12 protein-coding genes are annotated in these 15,140 nt (G+C 73.4%); 6 read left to right on the top strand and 6 right to left on the bottom strand.

Annotation, left to right across the window (positions count from 1 at the left end):
• Positions 1–11: 11 nt before the first annotated feature.
• Positions 12–1,493: a dihydrolipoamide acetyltransferase family protein gene (locus FHX71_RS23230; RefSeq protein ID WP_182619752.1), complete on the top strand. Its 1,482-nt coding sequence runs from the start codon at positions 12–14 to the stop codon at positions 1,491–1,493.
• Positions 1,494–1,724: 231 nt separating this feature from the next.
• Here the strand turns inward: FHX71_RS23230 and FHX71_RS23225 are convergent, their stop codons facing one another.
• Complete coding sequence (locus tag FHX71_RS23225; protein WP_182620063.1) at positions 1,725–1,997, bottom strand: WhiB family transcriptional regulator; 273 nt, start codon at positions 1,995–1,997, stop codon at positions 1,725–1,727.
• Positions 1,998–2,164: 167 nt separating this feature from the next.
• Between FHX71_RS23225 and FHX71_RS23220 the strand changes: the two genes are divergently transcribed.
• Positions 2,165–4,213, top strand: a complete 2,049-nt coding sequence (locus tag FHX71_RS23220; protein ID WP_182619751.1) for a bifunctional copper resistance protein CopD/cytochrome c oxidase assembly protein — start codon at positions 2,165–2,167, stop codon at positions 4,211–4,213.
• A gap of 295 nt (positions 4,214–4,508) precedes the next feature.
• Positions 4,509–6,683 (top strand): S9 family peptidase, encoded by a 2,175-nt coding sequence (locus FHX71_RS23215; RefSeq protein ID WP_182619750.1) that lies wholly within the window; start codon positions 4,509–4,511, stop codon positions 6,681–6,683.
• A gap of 35 nt (positions 6,684–6,718) precedes the next feature.
• Here the strand turns inward: FHX71_RS23215 and FHX71_RS23210 are convergent, their stop codons facing one another.
• Positions 6,719–7,063, bottom strand: a complete 345-nt coding sequence (locus tag FHX71_RS23210) for a hypothetical protein (RefSeq protein WP_182619749.1) — start codon at positions 7,061–7,063, stop codon at positions 6,719–6,721.
• A gap of 231 nt (positions 7,064–7,294) precedes the next feature.
• On the bottom strand, positions 7,295–8,350 hold the full coding sequence (locus tag FHX71_RS23205; RefSeq protein ID WP_182619748.1) for a chymotrypsin family serine protease: 1,056 nt from the start codon (positions 8,348–8,350) through the stop codon (positions 7,295–7,297).
• Positions 8,351–8,608: 258 nt separating this feature from the next.
• On the opposite strand from FHX71_RS23205, the gene FHX71_RS23200 reads away from it, so the two are divergent.
• Both FHX71_RS23200 and FHX71_RS23195 read left to right on the top strand, forming a co-directional pair.
• Positions 8,609–8,824, top strand: a complete 216-nt coding sequence (locus FHX71_RS23200; protein WP_182619747.1) for a hypothetical protein — start codon at positions 8,609–8,611, stop codon at positions 8,822–8,824.
• 10 nt (positions 8,825–8,834) lie between these two features.
• Positions 8,835–10,769: an NHL domain-containing thioredoxin family protein gene (locus FHX71_RS23195; RefSeq protein WP_182619746.1), complete on the top strand. Its 1,935-nt coding sequence runs from the start codon at positions 8,835–8,837 to the stop codon at positions 10,767–10,769.
• An 81-nt stretch (positions 10,770–10,850) separates the two neighbouring features.
• On the opposite strand, the gene FHX71_RS23190 is transcribed toward FHX71_RS23195, so the two are convergent.
• The 3 genes from FHX71_RS23190 to FHX71_RS23180 form a co-directional block, all read right to left on the bottom strand.
• Positions 10,851–11,495: an HAD family hydrolase gene (locus tag FHX71_RS23190; protein WP_182619745.1), complete on the bottom strand. Its 645-nt coding sequence runs from the start codon at positions 11,493–11,495 to the stop codon at positions 10,851–10,853.
• Positions 11,496–11,560: 65 nt separating this feature from the next.
• Positions 11,561–12,493, bottom strand: a complete 933-nt coding sequence (locus FHX71_RS23185; protein WP_182619744.1) for a hypothetical protein — start codon at positions 12,491–12,493, stop codon at positions 11,561–11,563.
• A gap of 238 nt (positions 12,494–12,731) precedes the next feature.
• Positions 12,732–13,217, bottom strand: a complete 486-nt coding sequence (locus FHX71_RS23180) for a PTS sugar transporter subunit IIA (protein ID WP_182619743.1) — start codon at positions 13,215–13,217, stop codon at positions 12,732–12,734.
• Positions 13,218–13,466: 249 nt separating this feature from the next.
• On the opposite strand from FHX71_RS23180, the gene ptsP reads away from it, so the two are divergent.
• Complete coding sequence (gene ptsP, locus FHX71_RS23175; RefSeq protein ID WP_182619742.1) at positions 13,467–15,116, top strand: phosphoenolpyruvate--protein phosphotransferase; 1,650 nt, start codon at positions 13,467–13,469, stop codon at positions 15,114–15,116.
• The last annotated feature ends 24 nt before the right edge of the window (positions 15,117–15,140 follow it).

The following is a 15,140-nucleotide window of genomic DNA, read 5'->3' as shown; positions in this document are numbered from 1 at the left end:
GTGAACCGAGAGTGAGTTCGAACATCCAGAGGTTCCCGCTCCCCGACGTCGGCGAGGGTCTCACCGAGGCCGAGATCGTCGAGTGGCAGGTCGCCGTCGGCGACGTCGTCGAGGTGAACCAGACGATCGTCGAGATCGAGACGGCGAAGTCGCTCGTCGAGCTGCCGTCGCCCTGGAACGGGACCGTCTCCGCGCTCCTCGTCGAGCCGGGCACCACCGTCGACGTCGGCACGGCGATCATCGAGATCACCGTGGCCGACGACGCCGGTGCGCCCGCGCCGGCGTCGAACGGCACCTCGTCCGCGGGGGCCGCGCCGGCTCCGGCGGCCGCCGAGGACGAGACCTCCGGGTCGGTGCTCGTCGGCTACGGCACGGCCGAGGCCAAGGCGAGCGGACGGCGTCGCCGGCACCAGGTGGCGGCGTCCGCCCCCACGGCGGCCCCCGCCCCGGCGGCGGCCCCCGCCCCGGCGGCGGCCGTCCGGACCGCGCCCCCCGCTCCGGCACCCGCCCCCGTGGCGGCCCCGCCGGCTCCGGCGCCCGCCCCGGTCGCGGCCCCGCCGTCGGACACCGGGACGACGACGGCCGCCCGGGCCCGTGTGCTCGCCAAGCCGCCCGTCCGCAAGCTCGCCAAGGACCTGGGCGTGGACCTGGCGGGCGTGCTCGCGTCGGGTCCCGGCGGCATCGTGACGCGCGAGGACGTGGTGGGTCACGCCGAGCGCTCGTCGGTGCAGAAGCTGACCAGCTACCCGGACGACGAGCCGTGGCTCGCCTCCGGGACCGTCTCCCCGGACGGGCGCCAGACGCGCGTCCCGGTGCGGTCGGTGCGCAAGCGCACGGCCGAGGCGATGGTGGCCAGCGCGTTCACCGCGCCGCACGTGACGGTGCTGCACACGGTCGACGTCACCAAGACGATGAAGCTCGTGGCCGCCCTCAAGGAGGACCGCGACTTCACGGACGTCAAGGTGACGCCGCTGCTCGTGGCGGCCAAGGCGGTGCTGCTCGCGGTGAAGCGGCACCCGCAGATCAACGCCTCCTGGGACGACGCCGCCCAGGAGATCGTCTACAAGCACTACGTGAACCTGGGGATCGCCGCGGCGACCCCTCGGGGCCTCGTGGTGCCGAACATCAAGGACGCGCACACGCTCGACCTGCTCGGCATCGCCAAGGCGCTCGTCGGGCTGACGGCGACCGCGCGGGCCGGACGTACCTCGGTCACCGACATGTCCGACGGCACCATCACCATCACCAACCTGGGTGTCTTCGGCATCGACACGGGCACGCCGATCCTCAACCCGGGGGAGTCGGGCATCCTCGCCTTCGGCGCCATCCGCAAGCAGCCGTGGGTGCACAAGGGCAAGGTCAAGCCGCGCTGGGTGACGACGCTCAGCTTCAGCTTCGACCACCGCCTGGCCGACGGCGAGCTGGGCGCCCGGTTCCTGTCCGACGTCGCGCGCGTGCTCGAGGAGCCGGTGCACGGCCTCGTCTGGAGCTGATCCCGTAGACGTGTCAGACCCCCAGGTCACCCGAGTGACCTGGGGGTCTGACACGTCTACATCTTTGTGATGCCCATGTGGAACGATCCAAGACGTCGGTCGGCTGGAGCAGCGCGCCTGTCCCGGACCGGTCTGGGAGATCCGTGGTGCGGACGGGCGCGCTGCCCCGACATTCACGGCAGCCGGTCGTGGCGGCCGTGCCCCGGGCGATGTCTGGGGGTCAGGTGGCCGTCATGCCACGCGCATGCCACCGATCGAGCGCGGGCGTCCACGACGACGCTTGCGGCTGCGCACGGTGCCGTCGACGACGATCTCCCCGCCCCAGACGCCCCACGGTTCGCGGCGCGCGAGGGCGCCCGCGAGGCACTGGGCCTTGAGCGGGCAGGCGGCGCAGGCGCGCTTCGCCTCCTCGAGGTCCGCCGGATGTTCCGCGAACCAGAGCTCGGGCTGTTCCGAGCACGGCACGGAGTCGTCGGTCTCGGTGATGATGTTCGCGAGGTCCACACTGGTCACAACGCAGAGGAGGGCTAAAGGGTTGGGTTTGGTGCATAATCCTCCCTAATTTTTCCTGAACTTCTTCGGAAGTCGGGATGGCCGCCGGTTCCCGGTGTGGTCAACGGGACGTCCGCGGACGGTCAGAACCGCTGCTCGACGCGCCTAGGCTGGACCGTGTGACCCCCACCGAAGCCCGGAACGGGACCAGCAGAACTGCCCGGAAGAGCACCGAGGTCGGCCCGACCAGCCCCTCGTGGCTCGGCGTGGCCCTGCCCGTGGCCGCGCTCGTCGCCCTGGCGGCCCTCGTCGCGGCCGGCGCGTTCTCCGGGGCGTTCACCGCGTTCGCGAACTTCGCCGACCCGGGCGTCCTCGTCCGCTGGGGCGTGCCCGTCGCGACCGTGACCACCGAGCTGGCCGTGGCCGTGACCGTCGGCGCGCTCGCGCTGGCCGCCTGGGTGCTGCCGCGCGGGCCGCTGGTCGACCGCGCGATCGGGGTCGCGGGCGTCGCCGCCGGGGTGTGGACCGTCGCCGCGCTGGTGCAGCTCGTCCTGCGGTTCTCCTGGTCCACGTACCTGCCGCTGGACTCGCCGACCTTCGGGCCGGCGCTGATGGAGTACGTCTCGACCATCCCCGTGGGACGTACGTACCTGGGGATCGTGATCGTCGCCGCGCTCACGGCCGCCGTCGCGCTCCTCGTGCGCGGCTCGGTCGGTGCGATGTGCACGATGGCGCTGCCGCTCGTCGCCCTCGGCATGCAGTCCTCCACGGGGCACGCCGCCGGCGCGGCCAGCCACGACCTCGCCATCTCGGCCCTGTTCCTGCACCTCGGCGGCGCGGCCCTGTGGATCGGCGGTCTGGCCGCGATCGTCTTCGTCGGCCTGCGCTACGCCGCGACCGGCGACGTGATCCGGCGGTACTCCGCGATCGCCCTCTGGTGCTTCGCGGCGGTCGCGATCTCCGGCCTGGTCAGCGCCTGGGTCCGGATCGGCTCGCTCGACGGGCTGGGTACCGACTACGGCATCCTGATCGTGGTCAAGTCCGTCCTGCTGATCGTGCTGGGCGGCCTGGGCTGGCTGCACCGCAGCACCGTCGTCGCCCGCCTGTCCGCGGGCACCACCACCCGGAACGCGGCGATCGGCCTGTTCTGGCGGCTCGCCGCGGTCGAGGTCGGGGTGATGGGCGCGGTCTCCGGCGTGGCGGTCGCGCTCGGCTCCACGGCACCCCCCGTGCCCGACGACGTCATCGCCGACCCGACCCCGGCCGAGATCGTCACCGGCCACCCGCTGCCGCCCGAACCCACGCCGCTGCGCTGGCTCACCGAGTTCCAGTGGGACGTCATCGTCGCGTTCGCGTGCGCGGCCGCCCTGATCGTGTACGTCCGGTGGGCGCTCCGGCTGCGTGCCCGGGGGGACGCCTGGCCCGTGGCCCGCACCGTCTCCTGGTGCCTCGGCATCATCGTGCTCTTCTGGGCCACCAACGGCGGCGCCGCCGCCTACGGTCACGTCATGTTCAGCGCCCACATGGTGCAGCACATGATCCTGGCCATGGTGGTGCCGATCTTCCTCGTGCTGGCGGCACCGGTCACCTTGCTCGCGCGGGCCGTCCCCGCGCGCCAGGACGACTCCCGCGGACCCCGCGAGTGGGTGCTGCTGCTCGTGCACTCCGCCTGGGGCCGGTTCCTGGCGAACCCGATCGTGGCCGCCGTCCTGTTCGCCGGCGGGATGATCGTCTTCTACTTCACGCCCCTGTTCGAGCTGGCCCTGACCACGTACGCGGGCCACCTGTGGATGATCCTGCACTTCACGCTCGTCGGGTACCTCTTCGCGAACGTGCTGATCGGCGTCGACCCCGGCCCGTCCCAGCCCGGCTACCCGATGCGGCTCGTGCTGCTGTTCGCCACCATGGCGTTCCACGCGTTCTTCGGCGTGACGCTCACCTCGGGCACCGCACTGCTCGTCCCCGACTGGTTCGGGCTCATGGGCCGTCCCTGGGGGCCGAGCGCCATCGCGGACCAGCAGACGGGCGGCGCCGTCGCCTGGGGCATCGGCGAGCTGCCGACGCTGCTGCTCGCCGTCGGCGTCGCGATCTCCTGGACCAAGTCCGACGCGCGCGAGGCCCGGCGCACCGACCGCAAGGCGGAGCGCGACGGCGACGCCGAGCTCGAGGCGTACAACGAGATGCTCGCCAAGAAGGCGGAGCAGGCGGCGAAGCGCGGCGAGGGCTGACGGCTCACCCGGGCCGCAGCCGGCCCGGGTGACGGATCTGGTGGACGTGGCCTATCCTGACAACGAGCCTTCCCCCGCTGAGGGAACGGAAGTGAGGCCGGGAACTCCTGATGTAGGTCAGGACCCCGGCTCTCGCGCTTTCCAGGGCAGCCCCGCTCCTAGGACAGCTCAAGGTCGATCTCGTCCACCTCGCCGAGCGCGGTACGGATGTCGCGGATACTGCGATTCGCCGAGCTCGTCGGGTACGGAGCGAAAATCCCTGCCCGTCCTCATCCCCGCGTGATAAGACGGCGACGTGAGCGAATCTCCGCAGACCCCGCAGACCCCGTTCCACGACCTCGACCAGTACGTGGCGATCCCGCGCCTGGCAGGCCTTACAGCCAGCCCGGACGGCACCCGCCTCGTCGCCACCCTCCAGACGCTCGACGGCGAGCGCACCGCCTACCGCACGGCCCTGTGGGAGGTGGACCCGGCGGGCGAGGCACCGGCCCGGCGGCTGACCCGGTCCGCGAAGGGCGAGTCGTCGGCCACCTTCACGCGGTCCGGCGACCTCCTGTTCACGTCCGCCCGGCCCGACCCCGACGGCAAGGACGGCGACGAGCCCCGGTCGGCCCTCTGGCTCCTGCCCGCGGGCGGCGGCGAGGCCCGCGTGGTCGCGGCCCCGCAGGGCGGCGTCTCCGGCCTTCTCGCGGCGCGCGAAGCCGACACGGTCAGCGTCGCCTCGAGCCTCCTGCCCTCCGCGAAGGACCTGAAGCAGGACGCCGAGCTGCGCAAGGCCCGCAAGGACCAGAAGGTCTCCGCGATCCTGCACACCGGCTACCCCGTGCGCTACTGGGACCACGACCTGGGCCCGGACGAGGAGCGGCGCTTCGCCGGCGACCTCGCGGCGCTCGTGGACGACCCCGCCGTCCCGCTGCCGAAGGCCCCGAAGGCCGAGGGGTCCGCGGCCGACGACACGTCGGCCGAGGGCAAGCACCTCGACCTGCGCGACCTCACCGGCGCGGGCAAGCACCTGGCGGACCACTCCGCGGACCTGTCCGCCGACGGCACCACCCTCGTCACCACCTGGAGCGTGAGCGACGCCGGGGCCGCGACCCGCGGCACGCTGGCCGTGCACGACGTCGCGACGGGCGAGCGCCGCGTGCTGGTGGACGACCCGGACGCCGACGCCGGCGCCCCGCGCATCTCGCCCGACGGTGCCTGGGTGGCCTACGTGACGGAGTCCATCTCGACGCCGGACGAGGCCCCGGTGGTCCGCCTGGCTCTCGTGCCCACGGACGGTTCCGCCGACCCGGTGGTCCTCGCGGACGACTGGGACCGCTGGCCCGGCCGCCCCACCTGGCTCCCCGACGGCAGCGGCCTGCTGGTCCAGGCCGACGACGACGGTCGCGGCCCGGTCTTCCTGCTCACCTTCTCGGGCGCGCTGCCCGGCGGTGACGTCGTCGTCGAGCGGGTGACGTCCGACGACGCCGTCTTCTCGGACCTGAACGTCACGCCCGACGGCGCCACCCTGTTCGCGCTGCGCAGCTCGTACGCGGCCCCGGCCGAGCCGGTGCGCGTCGACCTGGCGGCGTTCGCGGCGTCGGGCGCGCCGGGGGAGCGGACGCCGGTCGCGGCGACCCTCCTGCGGTCACCGGTGGCGGCGCCGGAGCTGCCCGGCACACTGACCGAGATCGAGACCACCGCCGAGGACGGGACGCGCGTGCGCGCCTGGCTCGCGCAGCCCGCCGACGTCGGGCCGGAGGACAAGGCCCCGCTCCTGCTGTGGATCCACGGCGGCCCGCTGGGCTCGTGGAACGCGTGGAGCTGGCGCTGGAACCCGTGGCTGATGGTGGCCCAGGGCTACGCCGTCCTGCTGCCGGACCCCGCGCTCTCGACCGGCTACGGCCAGGAGTTCGTGCAGCGCGGCTGGGGCGCCTGGGGCAAGGCGCCGTTCACGGACCTCATGGCGATCACCGACGCCGCGGAGGCGCTGCCGCAGATCGACGAGACCCGCACGGCCGCGATGGGCGGCTCGTTCGGCGGCTACATGGCCAACTGGGTGGCCGGGCACACCGACCGGTTCCAGGCCGTCGTGACGCACGCGAGCCTGTGGGCGCTGGACCAGTTCGGCCCCACCACGGACGCATCGTTCTACTGGGCGCGCGAGATGACGCCCGAGATGGCGCTGGAGAACAGCCCGCACATGTCGGTGGGCGAGATCCGCACCCCGATGCTCGTGATCCACGGCGACAAGGACTACCGCGTCCCGGTCGGCGAGGGCCTGCGCCTGTGGTTCGAGCTGCTCACCAAGTCGGGCCTCCCGGCGTCCGACGACGGCGAGACCGTGCACCGGTTCCTGTACTACCCGGACGAGAACCACTGGATCCTGACGCCGCAGAACGCGAAGGTCTGGTACCAGGTGGTCTCGGCGTTCCTCGCCGAGCAGGTGCTCGGCGAGGAGCCCGAGCTGCCGACGACGCTCGGCTGACCTGACGGCCGGCCGGACATCCGGCCGGTCGGCCGTCAGCCCGCCCGCACGGCGCCCACGACGCGCACGCGCACCGCGACGTCGTTGATCTCCTCGGGGACCTTGTCCACGAGACGGGCGTCCGTCACGTTGACCTGCAGCACCCAGCTCCCGCCGGGTCCCGCGACCTGTTCGACCAGTTCGTCCTCGGAAAGTACTTCGACCGGCGACCTGCCGGACGTGCCGGGCTTCGCTTGCTTTCGAGCGGGGTACTCACGCGGTGGCTGTCCGATTGACGCCGTGAACTCTGGGGCGACGCCAACCCCGATCACTCCGTCGAGCCCGGTGACTTTTTCCCGCAATGCGGCTTTTGCCGACCTGGCCTCGTCGAGTGTTGCCATCCCGATCACCTCCTGGTCATCCATTGTGTCCCCCGTGTCTACCCCCTTCCACCGGGGCGGAGAGGGGTCTCGGGGCACCTCCCAGAGCCTCGGACAGCGCCGCAGGTCAGCCGGGTTACGGCGCGCGACGCGCCGCGAAAACACGCCCACCGGGCCGGCCTCCGAATGCGACACGCCCGGCGGTGGAAACGCTGGTGCGCATGCCGAACATTCACCCGGACGACACGGCATTCATCCGAACGGATGGGTCTGTTCTCTCGCCAGCTCCACCTCCAGGATATCGAGCACCTGGTCGATCGGGTTGGCGTAGGTGAGACCTTTTCCGCTGCGCCCGCCGGACTCCGAACCGGCGAAAAGAAGGCCCACCGCCACGCCGTCCTCCCGGTAGACAAGGGCGCCGGAATCGCCGCCACGCGAAAAAGGCCCGTCGTCCAGGCTCTCGATCTCGATCTGGTCGTCGAAGCTCAGGGCGCCGAGGTCCTCGTAGCCGACGATCACGTCGTCGAGCTCGATGGCCGTGACCCGACCGCGCGTGATCGCCGTCGTGCGGCCCACCTTGCCCACGATCTCGCCGCCCAGGGCGCGCGCGGTCTTGACCACGCGGCCCACGGGGTAGTCGAGGCTGATCGGCACCCGGTCGAGGCGCGCGATGGCGGCGTCCGTGTAGGACGGCTCGGCCGAGTCCAGGTCCACCACCTGCGTCAGCTCACCGATACGGTCCCCGGGCGCGAGCCCGCCGTCGGCCGGTCCGGGCTGCAGCACGACGTCGCCGGGCCGCGCCTCCGGGGAGCCGGCCAGCACGTGGTAGTTCGACAGTGCGTACAGGTGGCCGTCGCCGGGGACTGCGCGGGTCACGAAGGCGCCGAGGGTGCCCGCCGTGACGCCGACGTGCCCGATCGAGACCCCGGGCCGCAGCGGACGACGCCGGTCGGTGTCGCCGTCCGCCTGGGACGTCGGCGCCGGCGGACGCGGGCCGAGCTCGCTGACCGGCCGGATGCGCCCGGTCCGGCGTACGTCGGCGCCCGGCCCGATCTCGGCCGAGACCTTGCGCACGATCGAGCGGGCGCGCGGCACCCCGAGCCGGTAGCGGACCGCGATGCCGAACTCGCCGTCCCCCTGCGGCACCAGACCCAGCGCCAGAGTGGGCGCGCGCACCACGTCCGCGGCGGCGGCATGCGTCCGCCCGCCCGGCGACCCCTGTGTCGCCGTGGTCCCGTGTCTCTCGGCCAGCTCTCGGGCGAAGGCTGTGAGCTGCTCCTTCATCTTCCTGGCCTCGTCGCGGTCCATGCCCTGATCCTCTCCTCACCCACCAACACGACACGGCAGCAGGATGGCGACACGCCGGTCTGCCCAGGAAAGTCATCCGATAGATGGATATCCCCCCGCCGGGTTTGCGCGGTACGTTCCTCTGCTACACCCAACCATGGCCGGGTGAAAGCCAGGAAGCCCTGAGGTGTCACAAATGATCCTCGGCCGCCTCTTGAATCGTTGGCGGCGCCCGCTCCGGACGCCGATGGACACGAAACGGCGAGAATGATCGGGACGATGGACGAGACGCGGAGCGCGCGGGTCACCCGCGCCGACGTGCGGGCGGCGCTCATGTGGGCCCTCGAGCGAGACCGCGCTGCCCTGCTCGCGCACCGTGCGGCCGTGCACTCCAGCAAGAGCGACCTCACCCGCCGCCGCGCCGACAAGACGCTGGTGGAGACCTGGCGTGCCCGCAGGACGGACGGCGGCAAGGACGGTTCGCCCCGGGAGTGACAATGGACGGGTGAGCGCCACCGTCCAGAACTTTCCCCGGGTCCGTGCGTCCGAGCTCGTCGGGCGCGGCTGGCTGAACACCGGAGGCCGCACCGTCACGCTCTCCGAGCTGCGCGGCAAGGTCGTCGTCCTCGACTTCTGGACGTTCTGCTGCATCAACTGCCTGCACGTCCTCGACGAGCTGCGCGAGGTCGAGGAGCGGCACCGCGACGAGCTCGTGATCATCGGGGTGCACTCGCCCAAGTTCGAGCACGAGGCCGACCCCGACGCGCTCGCGGCCGCCGTCGAACGGTACGAGGTGCGCCACCCCGTGCTCGACGACCCCGAGCTGGTCACCTGGGGCGCGTACACGGCGCGGGCCTGGCCCACGCTCGTGGTCATCGACCCCGAGGGCTACATCGTGGCGCAGATGGCGGGGGAGGGGCACGGCTCCGCCATCGCGGCGCTCGTCGACGACCTCGTCGCCGAGCACGCGCTGAAGGGCACGCTCCACCGTGGCTCGGGGCCGTACGTGCCGCCGGCGCCGGCGTCGGGCACGCTGCGCTTCCCCGCCAAGGCGCTGGTCCTGCCGAACGGCAACCTCCTGGTCGCCGACGCCGGGCACCACTCCCTCGCGGAGCTCGAGCCCGACGGCGAGACCCTGGTCCGCCGCATCGGCTCGGGCGAGCGCGGGCTCGTGGACGGCGGGCCCGGCGAGGCGCGGTTCTCCGAGCCCAACGGGCTGTGCCTGGTGCCCGCCGACCTGGCGACGAGCCTCGGGTACGACGTCCTGGTCGCCGACACGGTCAACCACGCCCTGCGCGGCGTGCGGCTGTCGGACGGCGCCGTGCACACCGTCGCGGGCACCGGCCAGCAGTTCATGGTGGGCGGCCAGGAGAACGTGACCTGCACCGTCGGCACGTTCGACGCCGGTGAGTCGTACGACGCGCTGAGCGTCCGGCTCTCCTCACCCTGGGACGTCGAGTGGTCCGCGGAGCTCGGCGTGTTCGTCGTGGCGATGGCCGGCAACCACACGCTGTGGGACTTCCACCCCGGCCCGCACCTCCCCGTGGTCTCGCTGCTCGCGGGCACCATGAACGAGGGGCTGGAGGACGGCCCCGGCGAGGGCGCGTGGTTCGCGCAGCCCTCGGGCCTGGCTACCGCGTCCGACGGCGCGCTCTGGCTCGCCGACGCCGAGACCTCCGCCCTGCGCCGCGTCGTGCCCGTCGACGAGACCGACGTGCGGGTCGAGACCGCCGTCGGGCAGGGGCTGTTCGACTTCGGGCACCGCGACGGCGCCGCCGGCCAGGCGTTGCTGCAGCACCCGCTCGGCGTAGCCCTCCTGCCGGACGGCAGCGTCGTCGTCGCCGACACCTACAACGGCGCCGTGCGCCGGTACGACCCGGCATCCGGTGAGGTGACGACCCTCGCGAAGGACCTGGCCGAGCCCTCCGACGTGCTGGTCGAGGTGGCCGACGGCGCCGTGCACCTGCTCGTCGTCGAGTCGGCCGCGCACCGGCTCACGCGGATGGCGCTCCCGGCGGGCCTCGCGGGCGAGGTGCTCGACGGCGGCGCCCACCGGGTCGCCCGGCCCGCCACCGACGTGGCGTCCGGTGCCCTCCGGCTCGACGTGCCGTTCGCACCCGCCCCGGGACAGAAGCTCGACGACCGCTGGGGCCCGTCGACGTCGCTCCAGGTCAGCGCGACGCCGCCGGAGCTGCTGCTGTCGGGGGCCGGCAACGGGACCGACCTGTTCCGCGACCTGGTGATCAACCCCGACGTGGCCGAGGGCATCCTGCACGTGACCGCGAAGGCGGCGTCGTGCGACCAGGTGCCGCTGCTGCCGAACGGCGAGCCCGACCCCGACGTGTTCCCCGCGTGTCACCTCGCGCAGCAGGACTGGGGCGTCCCGGTCCGCGTGGTGCCGGACGGCGACGCGGGCCTCACGCTGCCGCTCCGCGGCTGACCAGCCCCGCCCCACGTGTCAGACGTACAGGTCCCTCGGGTGACCTATACGTCTGACAGGTCCGCGAGGGTCTGACAGCTCTCAGCCCGCCAGCACTCCGGGCAGCTCCGTCAGCGAGTCGATCACCGTGGTGCGCGCGGCCTCGGGCCGGCGCGCGTGCAGGTACCCCCACGGCCCGCGGCGCAGCAGCACCGGCATCATCCCGGCGTCGGCCGCGGGAAGCACGTCGTTGTCGAGCCGGTCGCCCACGTAGGCGATCTCCTCCGGCGCGACGCCCGACAGCTCCGCGACCTTGACGAAGAACTCCGGCTCCGGCTTCTGGACGCCCCACTCGTCCGAGGTGCGGATGGCGCTCGCGGGCAGGTCCATCGCCTCCAGCGCGGCGCGCGCCTCGGGCGGCTGGTTTCCCGCGATGACGACGTCGAAGCCCGCGTCGCGCAGCGCCTCCAGCGCGGGCCGGACGTCGGGGTAGAGGTCGTCGGCGTCGAACCCGGTGCGCAGCCCGTCCGGGTCGTCGAGCGCCCAGCGGGCGGCCTCGGCCTGGTAGTCCAGCCCGGGCCGCAGCAGCTCGAACGCCTCGCGGTGCGTCAGGTCGAGCGCGGCGCAGCCGCCGAGCACGCCCAGGAACGTGAGCGGCGGGACGCCCAGCCGCTCGGCCCAGCGGAGCCAGATCCGGGACTCGTCGATCAGGGTCTCGCCGACGTCGAACACCACGGTGCGCACCATGGCCCCGACCCTAGGCGGTGTCAGACCCACAGGTCACCCGGGTGACCTGTGGGTCTGACAACTGCCTAGTGGGGGCCCAGGTGGCGCTTCAGGATCGCGACGACGCGGTCGGGTTCGGTCCGTGCCGCCGCCGCGGGCAGCCGGAGCCGGATCTCCCGGTCGCCGGTGGTGAGCTCCGCATCGCGCAGGAGGTCGTCGTACCAGCGGGCCACCTCCATGTGGCCGATGCCGTCGATCTCGACGAGGAGTCGTCGCCCGTCGTCCAGGATCCACACCGCGTCCAGGAAGCGAGTCCTTCCCCTGGAGTCGACCCGTCTCTCCTGCTGCTTCGGTTCGGGCAGCCCGTGACGGCGGCACAGCCGGACGAGGTCGATCTCGCTCAGCGCGTCGGATCCGCCCCGGATGTCGGCGACGCTCCGGCGCATGAGGTCGCGGAACCGTACCTTACCCACGCGTTCGAGCTGGTCCCACAGCTGCTCCGGGGACGCCATCCGCTGCTGGACCACGGCGGCCAGCAGCCCGACGGCCGTCCGCGGAGAGTCCTGCCAGGCCGCGGCGTCGATCGCGCACCGCTGGACGGTGTGCACGGGCAGGCGAGCGAGCCGGACGATGTCCTCGGGAGCCGGCCGTCGGGACTCGTGCACGACGACGCCGGGCAGCCGTCGGGTCTTCGCACCCCGCGGCACGACGATGTGGACGCCGTCCCGGTCCCAGCCCCGAAGCCCGTGCCTGTGCAGTCCGGTCCACGAGCCGAGGGCCACCGGCGGCTCGACGTCCAGGACCGCCACCCACAGCTCGGCGTCCCGCGGCAGGGGCCCGTTGTGCAGGACGACGACGTCGCTGGTCACCGCACGCCAGCGCAGGGCCGCGAGCTGGTGGCTGACGTGCCGGGCACTGATTCCGAGCCCGGCGAGCTGCCCGCGGGTGACCACGGCATGCTGACGGCGGGCGAGCTGCACCAGGCCAGGGGTCCGCTCGAAGTTTCGTGATCCGGTCATGAGGCGATCGTGCGTCGCCGGGCGCGTCCGCCGTCGGCCGATCGCGCGGTCCTGTGGACCGAGCGACCCCGAACGCTCCTGTGGTCGCGGTCGAACCGTTGGAACGGCGTCGCGCGGGTCGGAAAACGGGCCGCGTCACTTTCGGAGCCCGGGTCTTGTCAGACGCCCCCGGATGTGTCAGACGTACAGGTCCCTCGGGTGACCTGTACGTCTGACACGTCCGGGGAGGTCTGACAGGTCACGCCAGGCGGAACAGGGGGTCTCCCGCCCGGACGACGGTGCCGGGGCGGACCAGCTCGTCCAGCCCGTCGGTGCCCAGGTCCAGGGCGACGACCGGCACCAGGGGCGAGCGGCCGCCGTCGGCCACCGTGAGGGGCGACCAGACGACGAGCTCCTGCCCGGCTACGACCGTCTCGCCCTCCTCGACGAGCAGCGTGAAGCCCTCGCCCTTGAGCTGGACGGTGTCGATGCCGAGGTGCACGAGAACGCCCCGGCCCCCGGCGGGCTCGGCGCCCCCGGACGGCGCCAGCAGGACGAAGGCGTGCGGGTGCAGCTTGACCACGACGCCGGCGCACGGCGCGACGACGCGCCCGCCGGTCTCGGCGTCCGGCTCGACCGCGAGACCCGGGCCGACGATGCTCTCCGCGAAGACGGGGTCCGGCACGTCGCGCATCGCGACCACCCGTCCCGCGACGGGCGATCCGACGTTCAGGGCCTCGGCCATGCGGACATCCTGTCAGAACGTCGCGACCCCGACACGGCGGACGCCCCGGCGGCTCCGCCACCCGCCCCAGGCCGGCTCCGGCCACCCGCCCCGGCCTGCGCGGGGAGCCCCGCCCGGGTGCACGCGACCCGCCCGCCCCGCCGTCCGCTGTGACACCCCGCCCCGACCACCCGACCGGGTCTCGCTCGGCCGTCCCGTCGCGTGTAACGTTCCGAGAAGACCCGACGACGAGCCTGAGGGAGCGTACGGATGACGAGCGAGAGGCTCACGGGGGTTCCGGCGAGCCCGGGCCGAGCGGTGGGAACCGTGGTCCGGATGCCGGCCCGAGTCCCTGAGCCGAGCACGAGTCGCCTGACGGGTTCCGCGGACGACGCCGTCCGTGCCGTCGAGGAAGCCGCCGCCCGGGTCGAGGCCGACCTCGCGGAGCGCGCCGGCCGTGCCTCGGGCACCGCGGCCGACGTCCTGGCGGTCACCGCCGCCATGGCCGCGGACCCGACCCTCGCCGCGGGTGCCGCGCGCCGCGTCCGGGAGGACCACCTCACGCCGGAGCGTGCCGTGTGGGACGCCGCCGGCTCGGTGGCGAACCAGCTCGAGATCCTCGGCCCGCCCATGTCGGAGCGTGCCCGGGACGTGCGGGACGTGCGCGACCGCATCGTCGCCGCGCTCACGGGCGCCGCCCCGCCCGGCGTGCCCGACCCGGGGCACCCGTTCGTGCTGGTGGCGAGCGACCTCGCCCCGGCGGACACCGCCATGCTCGACCCCGCCGTGGTCACCGCGATCGTCACGGCGCGCGGCGGCCCCACCTCGCACATGGCCATCCTGGCGCGCGCCCTCGGCATCCCCGCCGTCGTCGCGCTCCCGGGCGCGAACGACCTGGGCGACGGAGAGGAGCTCGTGGTCGACGGCACGCTCGGCACGGTCCTGCGCGCCCCGTCGGCCGACGACGTCGCCGGTGCCCGGCGCAGCGTCACCGCCGCCACGTTCGACGGGCGGGGAGTCACCCGCGACGGGTCCGAGGTGGAGCTCGTGGCGAACGTCGCCGACCCGGCGGCCGCCCAGGCCGCCGCGGCCGCGGGCGCGCGCGGGGTCGGCCTGTTCCGCACCGAGTTCTGCTTCCTGGGCCGGGGCGAGGAGCCCAGCGTCGAGGAGCAGGTGACCGCCTACCGGGCGGTGCTGTCCCACTTCCCGGGACAGCGGGTGGTGGTCCGCACGCTCGACGCGGGCGCCGACAAGCCCCTGCGGTTCCTCACGCCGGACCACGAGGACAACCCCGCGCTCGGCGTGCGGGGGCTGCGCACCGCCGTCGCGCACCCGGACGTGCTCGACCGGCAGCTCGACGCGATCGCCCGGGCCGCCGCGGCCGAGACCGCCGAGGTCTGGGTGATGGCGCCGATGGTCGCGACCGTGGACGAGTCCCGCGACTTCGCGGCGGCCTGCGCCGCGCACGGCCTGGAGCAGCCCGGGATCATGATCGAGACGCCGGCCGCCGCGCTGCAGGCCCGGCACCTGCTGGCCGAGGTGTCGTTCGCGAGCCTCGGCACCAACGACCTGACGCAGTACACGATGGCCGCCGACCGGGACCTGGCCGGGGTGGCCGTCCTGTCGACCCCGTGGCAGCCGGCCGTTCTCGAACTGGTCCGGGTGGCGAGTGAGGGGGGTGCGTTGCATGGTGCTCCGGTGGGGGTGTGTGGCGAGGCCGCGGCCGATCCGCTGCTCGCGCCCGTCCTCGTGGGACTGGGCGTAACGTCGTTGTCCATGACACCTCGTGCTCTGGCGGACGTCGCGGGTACCATCGCCGGCGTGTCCCGTGAGGAGTGCGTGGAGCTCGCACGAGCCGTCCTGGAGTGCTCGACGGCCCAGGCGGCGCGCGACCTGGCGCGCGAACGACTCCTCACCTGAACCTCCAGGTCACATCACAGTCAC

Origin of the sequence: Promicromonospora sukumoe (genome assembly GCF_014137995.1) — a bacterium.
GTDB lineage: Bacteria > Actinomycetota > Actinomycetes > Actinomycetales > Cellulomonadaceae > Promicromonospora > Promicromonospora sukumoe.
The sequence above is the reverse complement of the archived record's forward strand: the minus strand, read 5'-3'. Positions and strand labels throughout refer to the sequence as shown.

Excerpts from the sequence above, each read along its gene's own strand:
- FHX71_RS23210 (WP_182619749.1), bottom strand. The coding sequence starts at position 7,063 with ATGGCAACACTCGACGAGGCCAGGTCGGCAAAAGCCGCATTGCGGGAA.
- FHX71_RS23205 (WP_182619748.1), bottom strand. The coding sequence starts at position 8,350 with ATGGACCGCGACGAGGCCAGGAAGATGAAGGAGCAGCTCACAGCCTTC.
- FHX71_RS23200 (WP_182619747.1), top strand. The coding sequence starts at position 8,609 with ATGGACGAGACGCGGAGCGCGCGGGTCACCCGCGCCGACGTGCGGGCG.
- FHX71_RS23190 (WP_182619745.1), bottom strand. The coding sequence starts at position 11,495 with ATGGTGCGCACCGTGGTGTTCGACGTCGGCGAGACCCTGATCGACGAG.
- FHX71_RS23185 (WP_182619744.1), bottom strand. The coding sequence starts at position 12,493 with ATGACCGGATCACGAAACTTCGAGCGGACCCCTGGCCTGGTGCAGCTC.
- FHX71_RS23180 (WP_182619743.1), bottom strand. The coding sequence starts at position 13,217 with ATGGCCGAGGCCCTGAACGTCGGATCGCCCGTCGCGGGACGGGTGGTC.
- ptsP (WP_182619742.1), top strand. The coding sequence starts at position 13,467 with ATGACGAGCGAGAGGCTCACGGGGGTTCCGGCGAGCCCGGGCCGAGCG.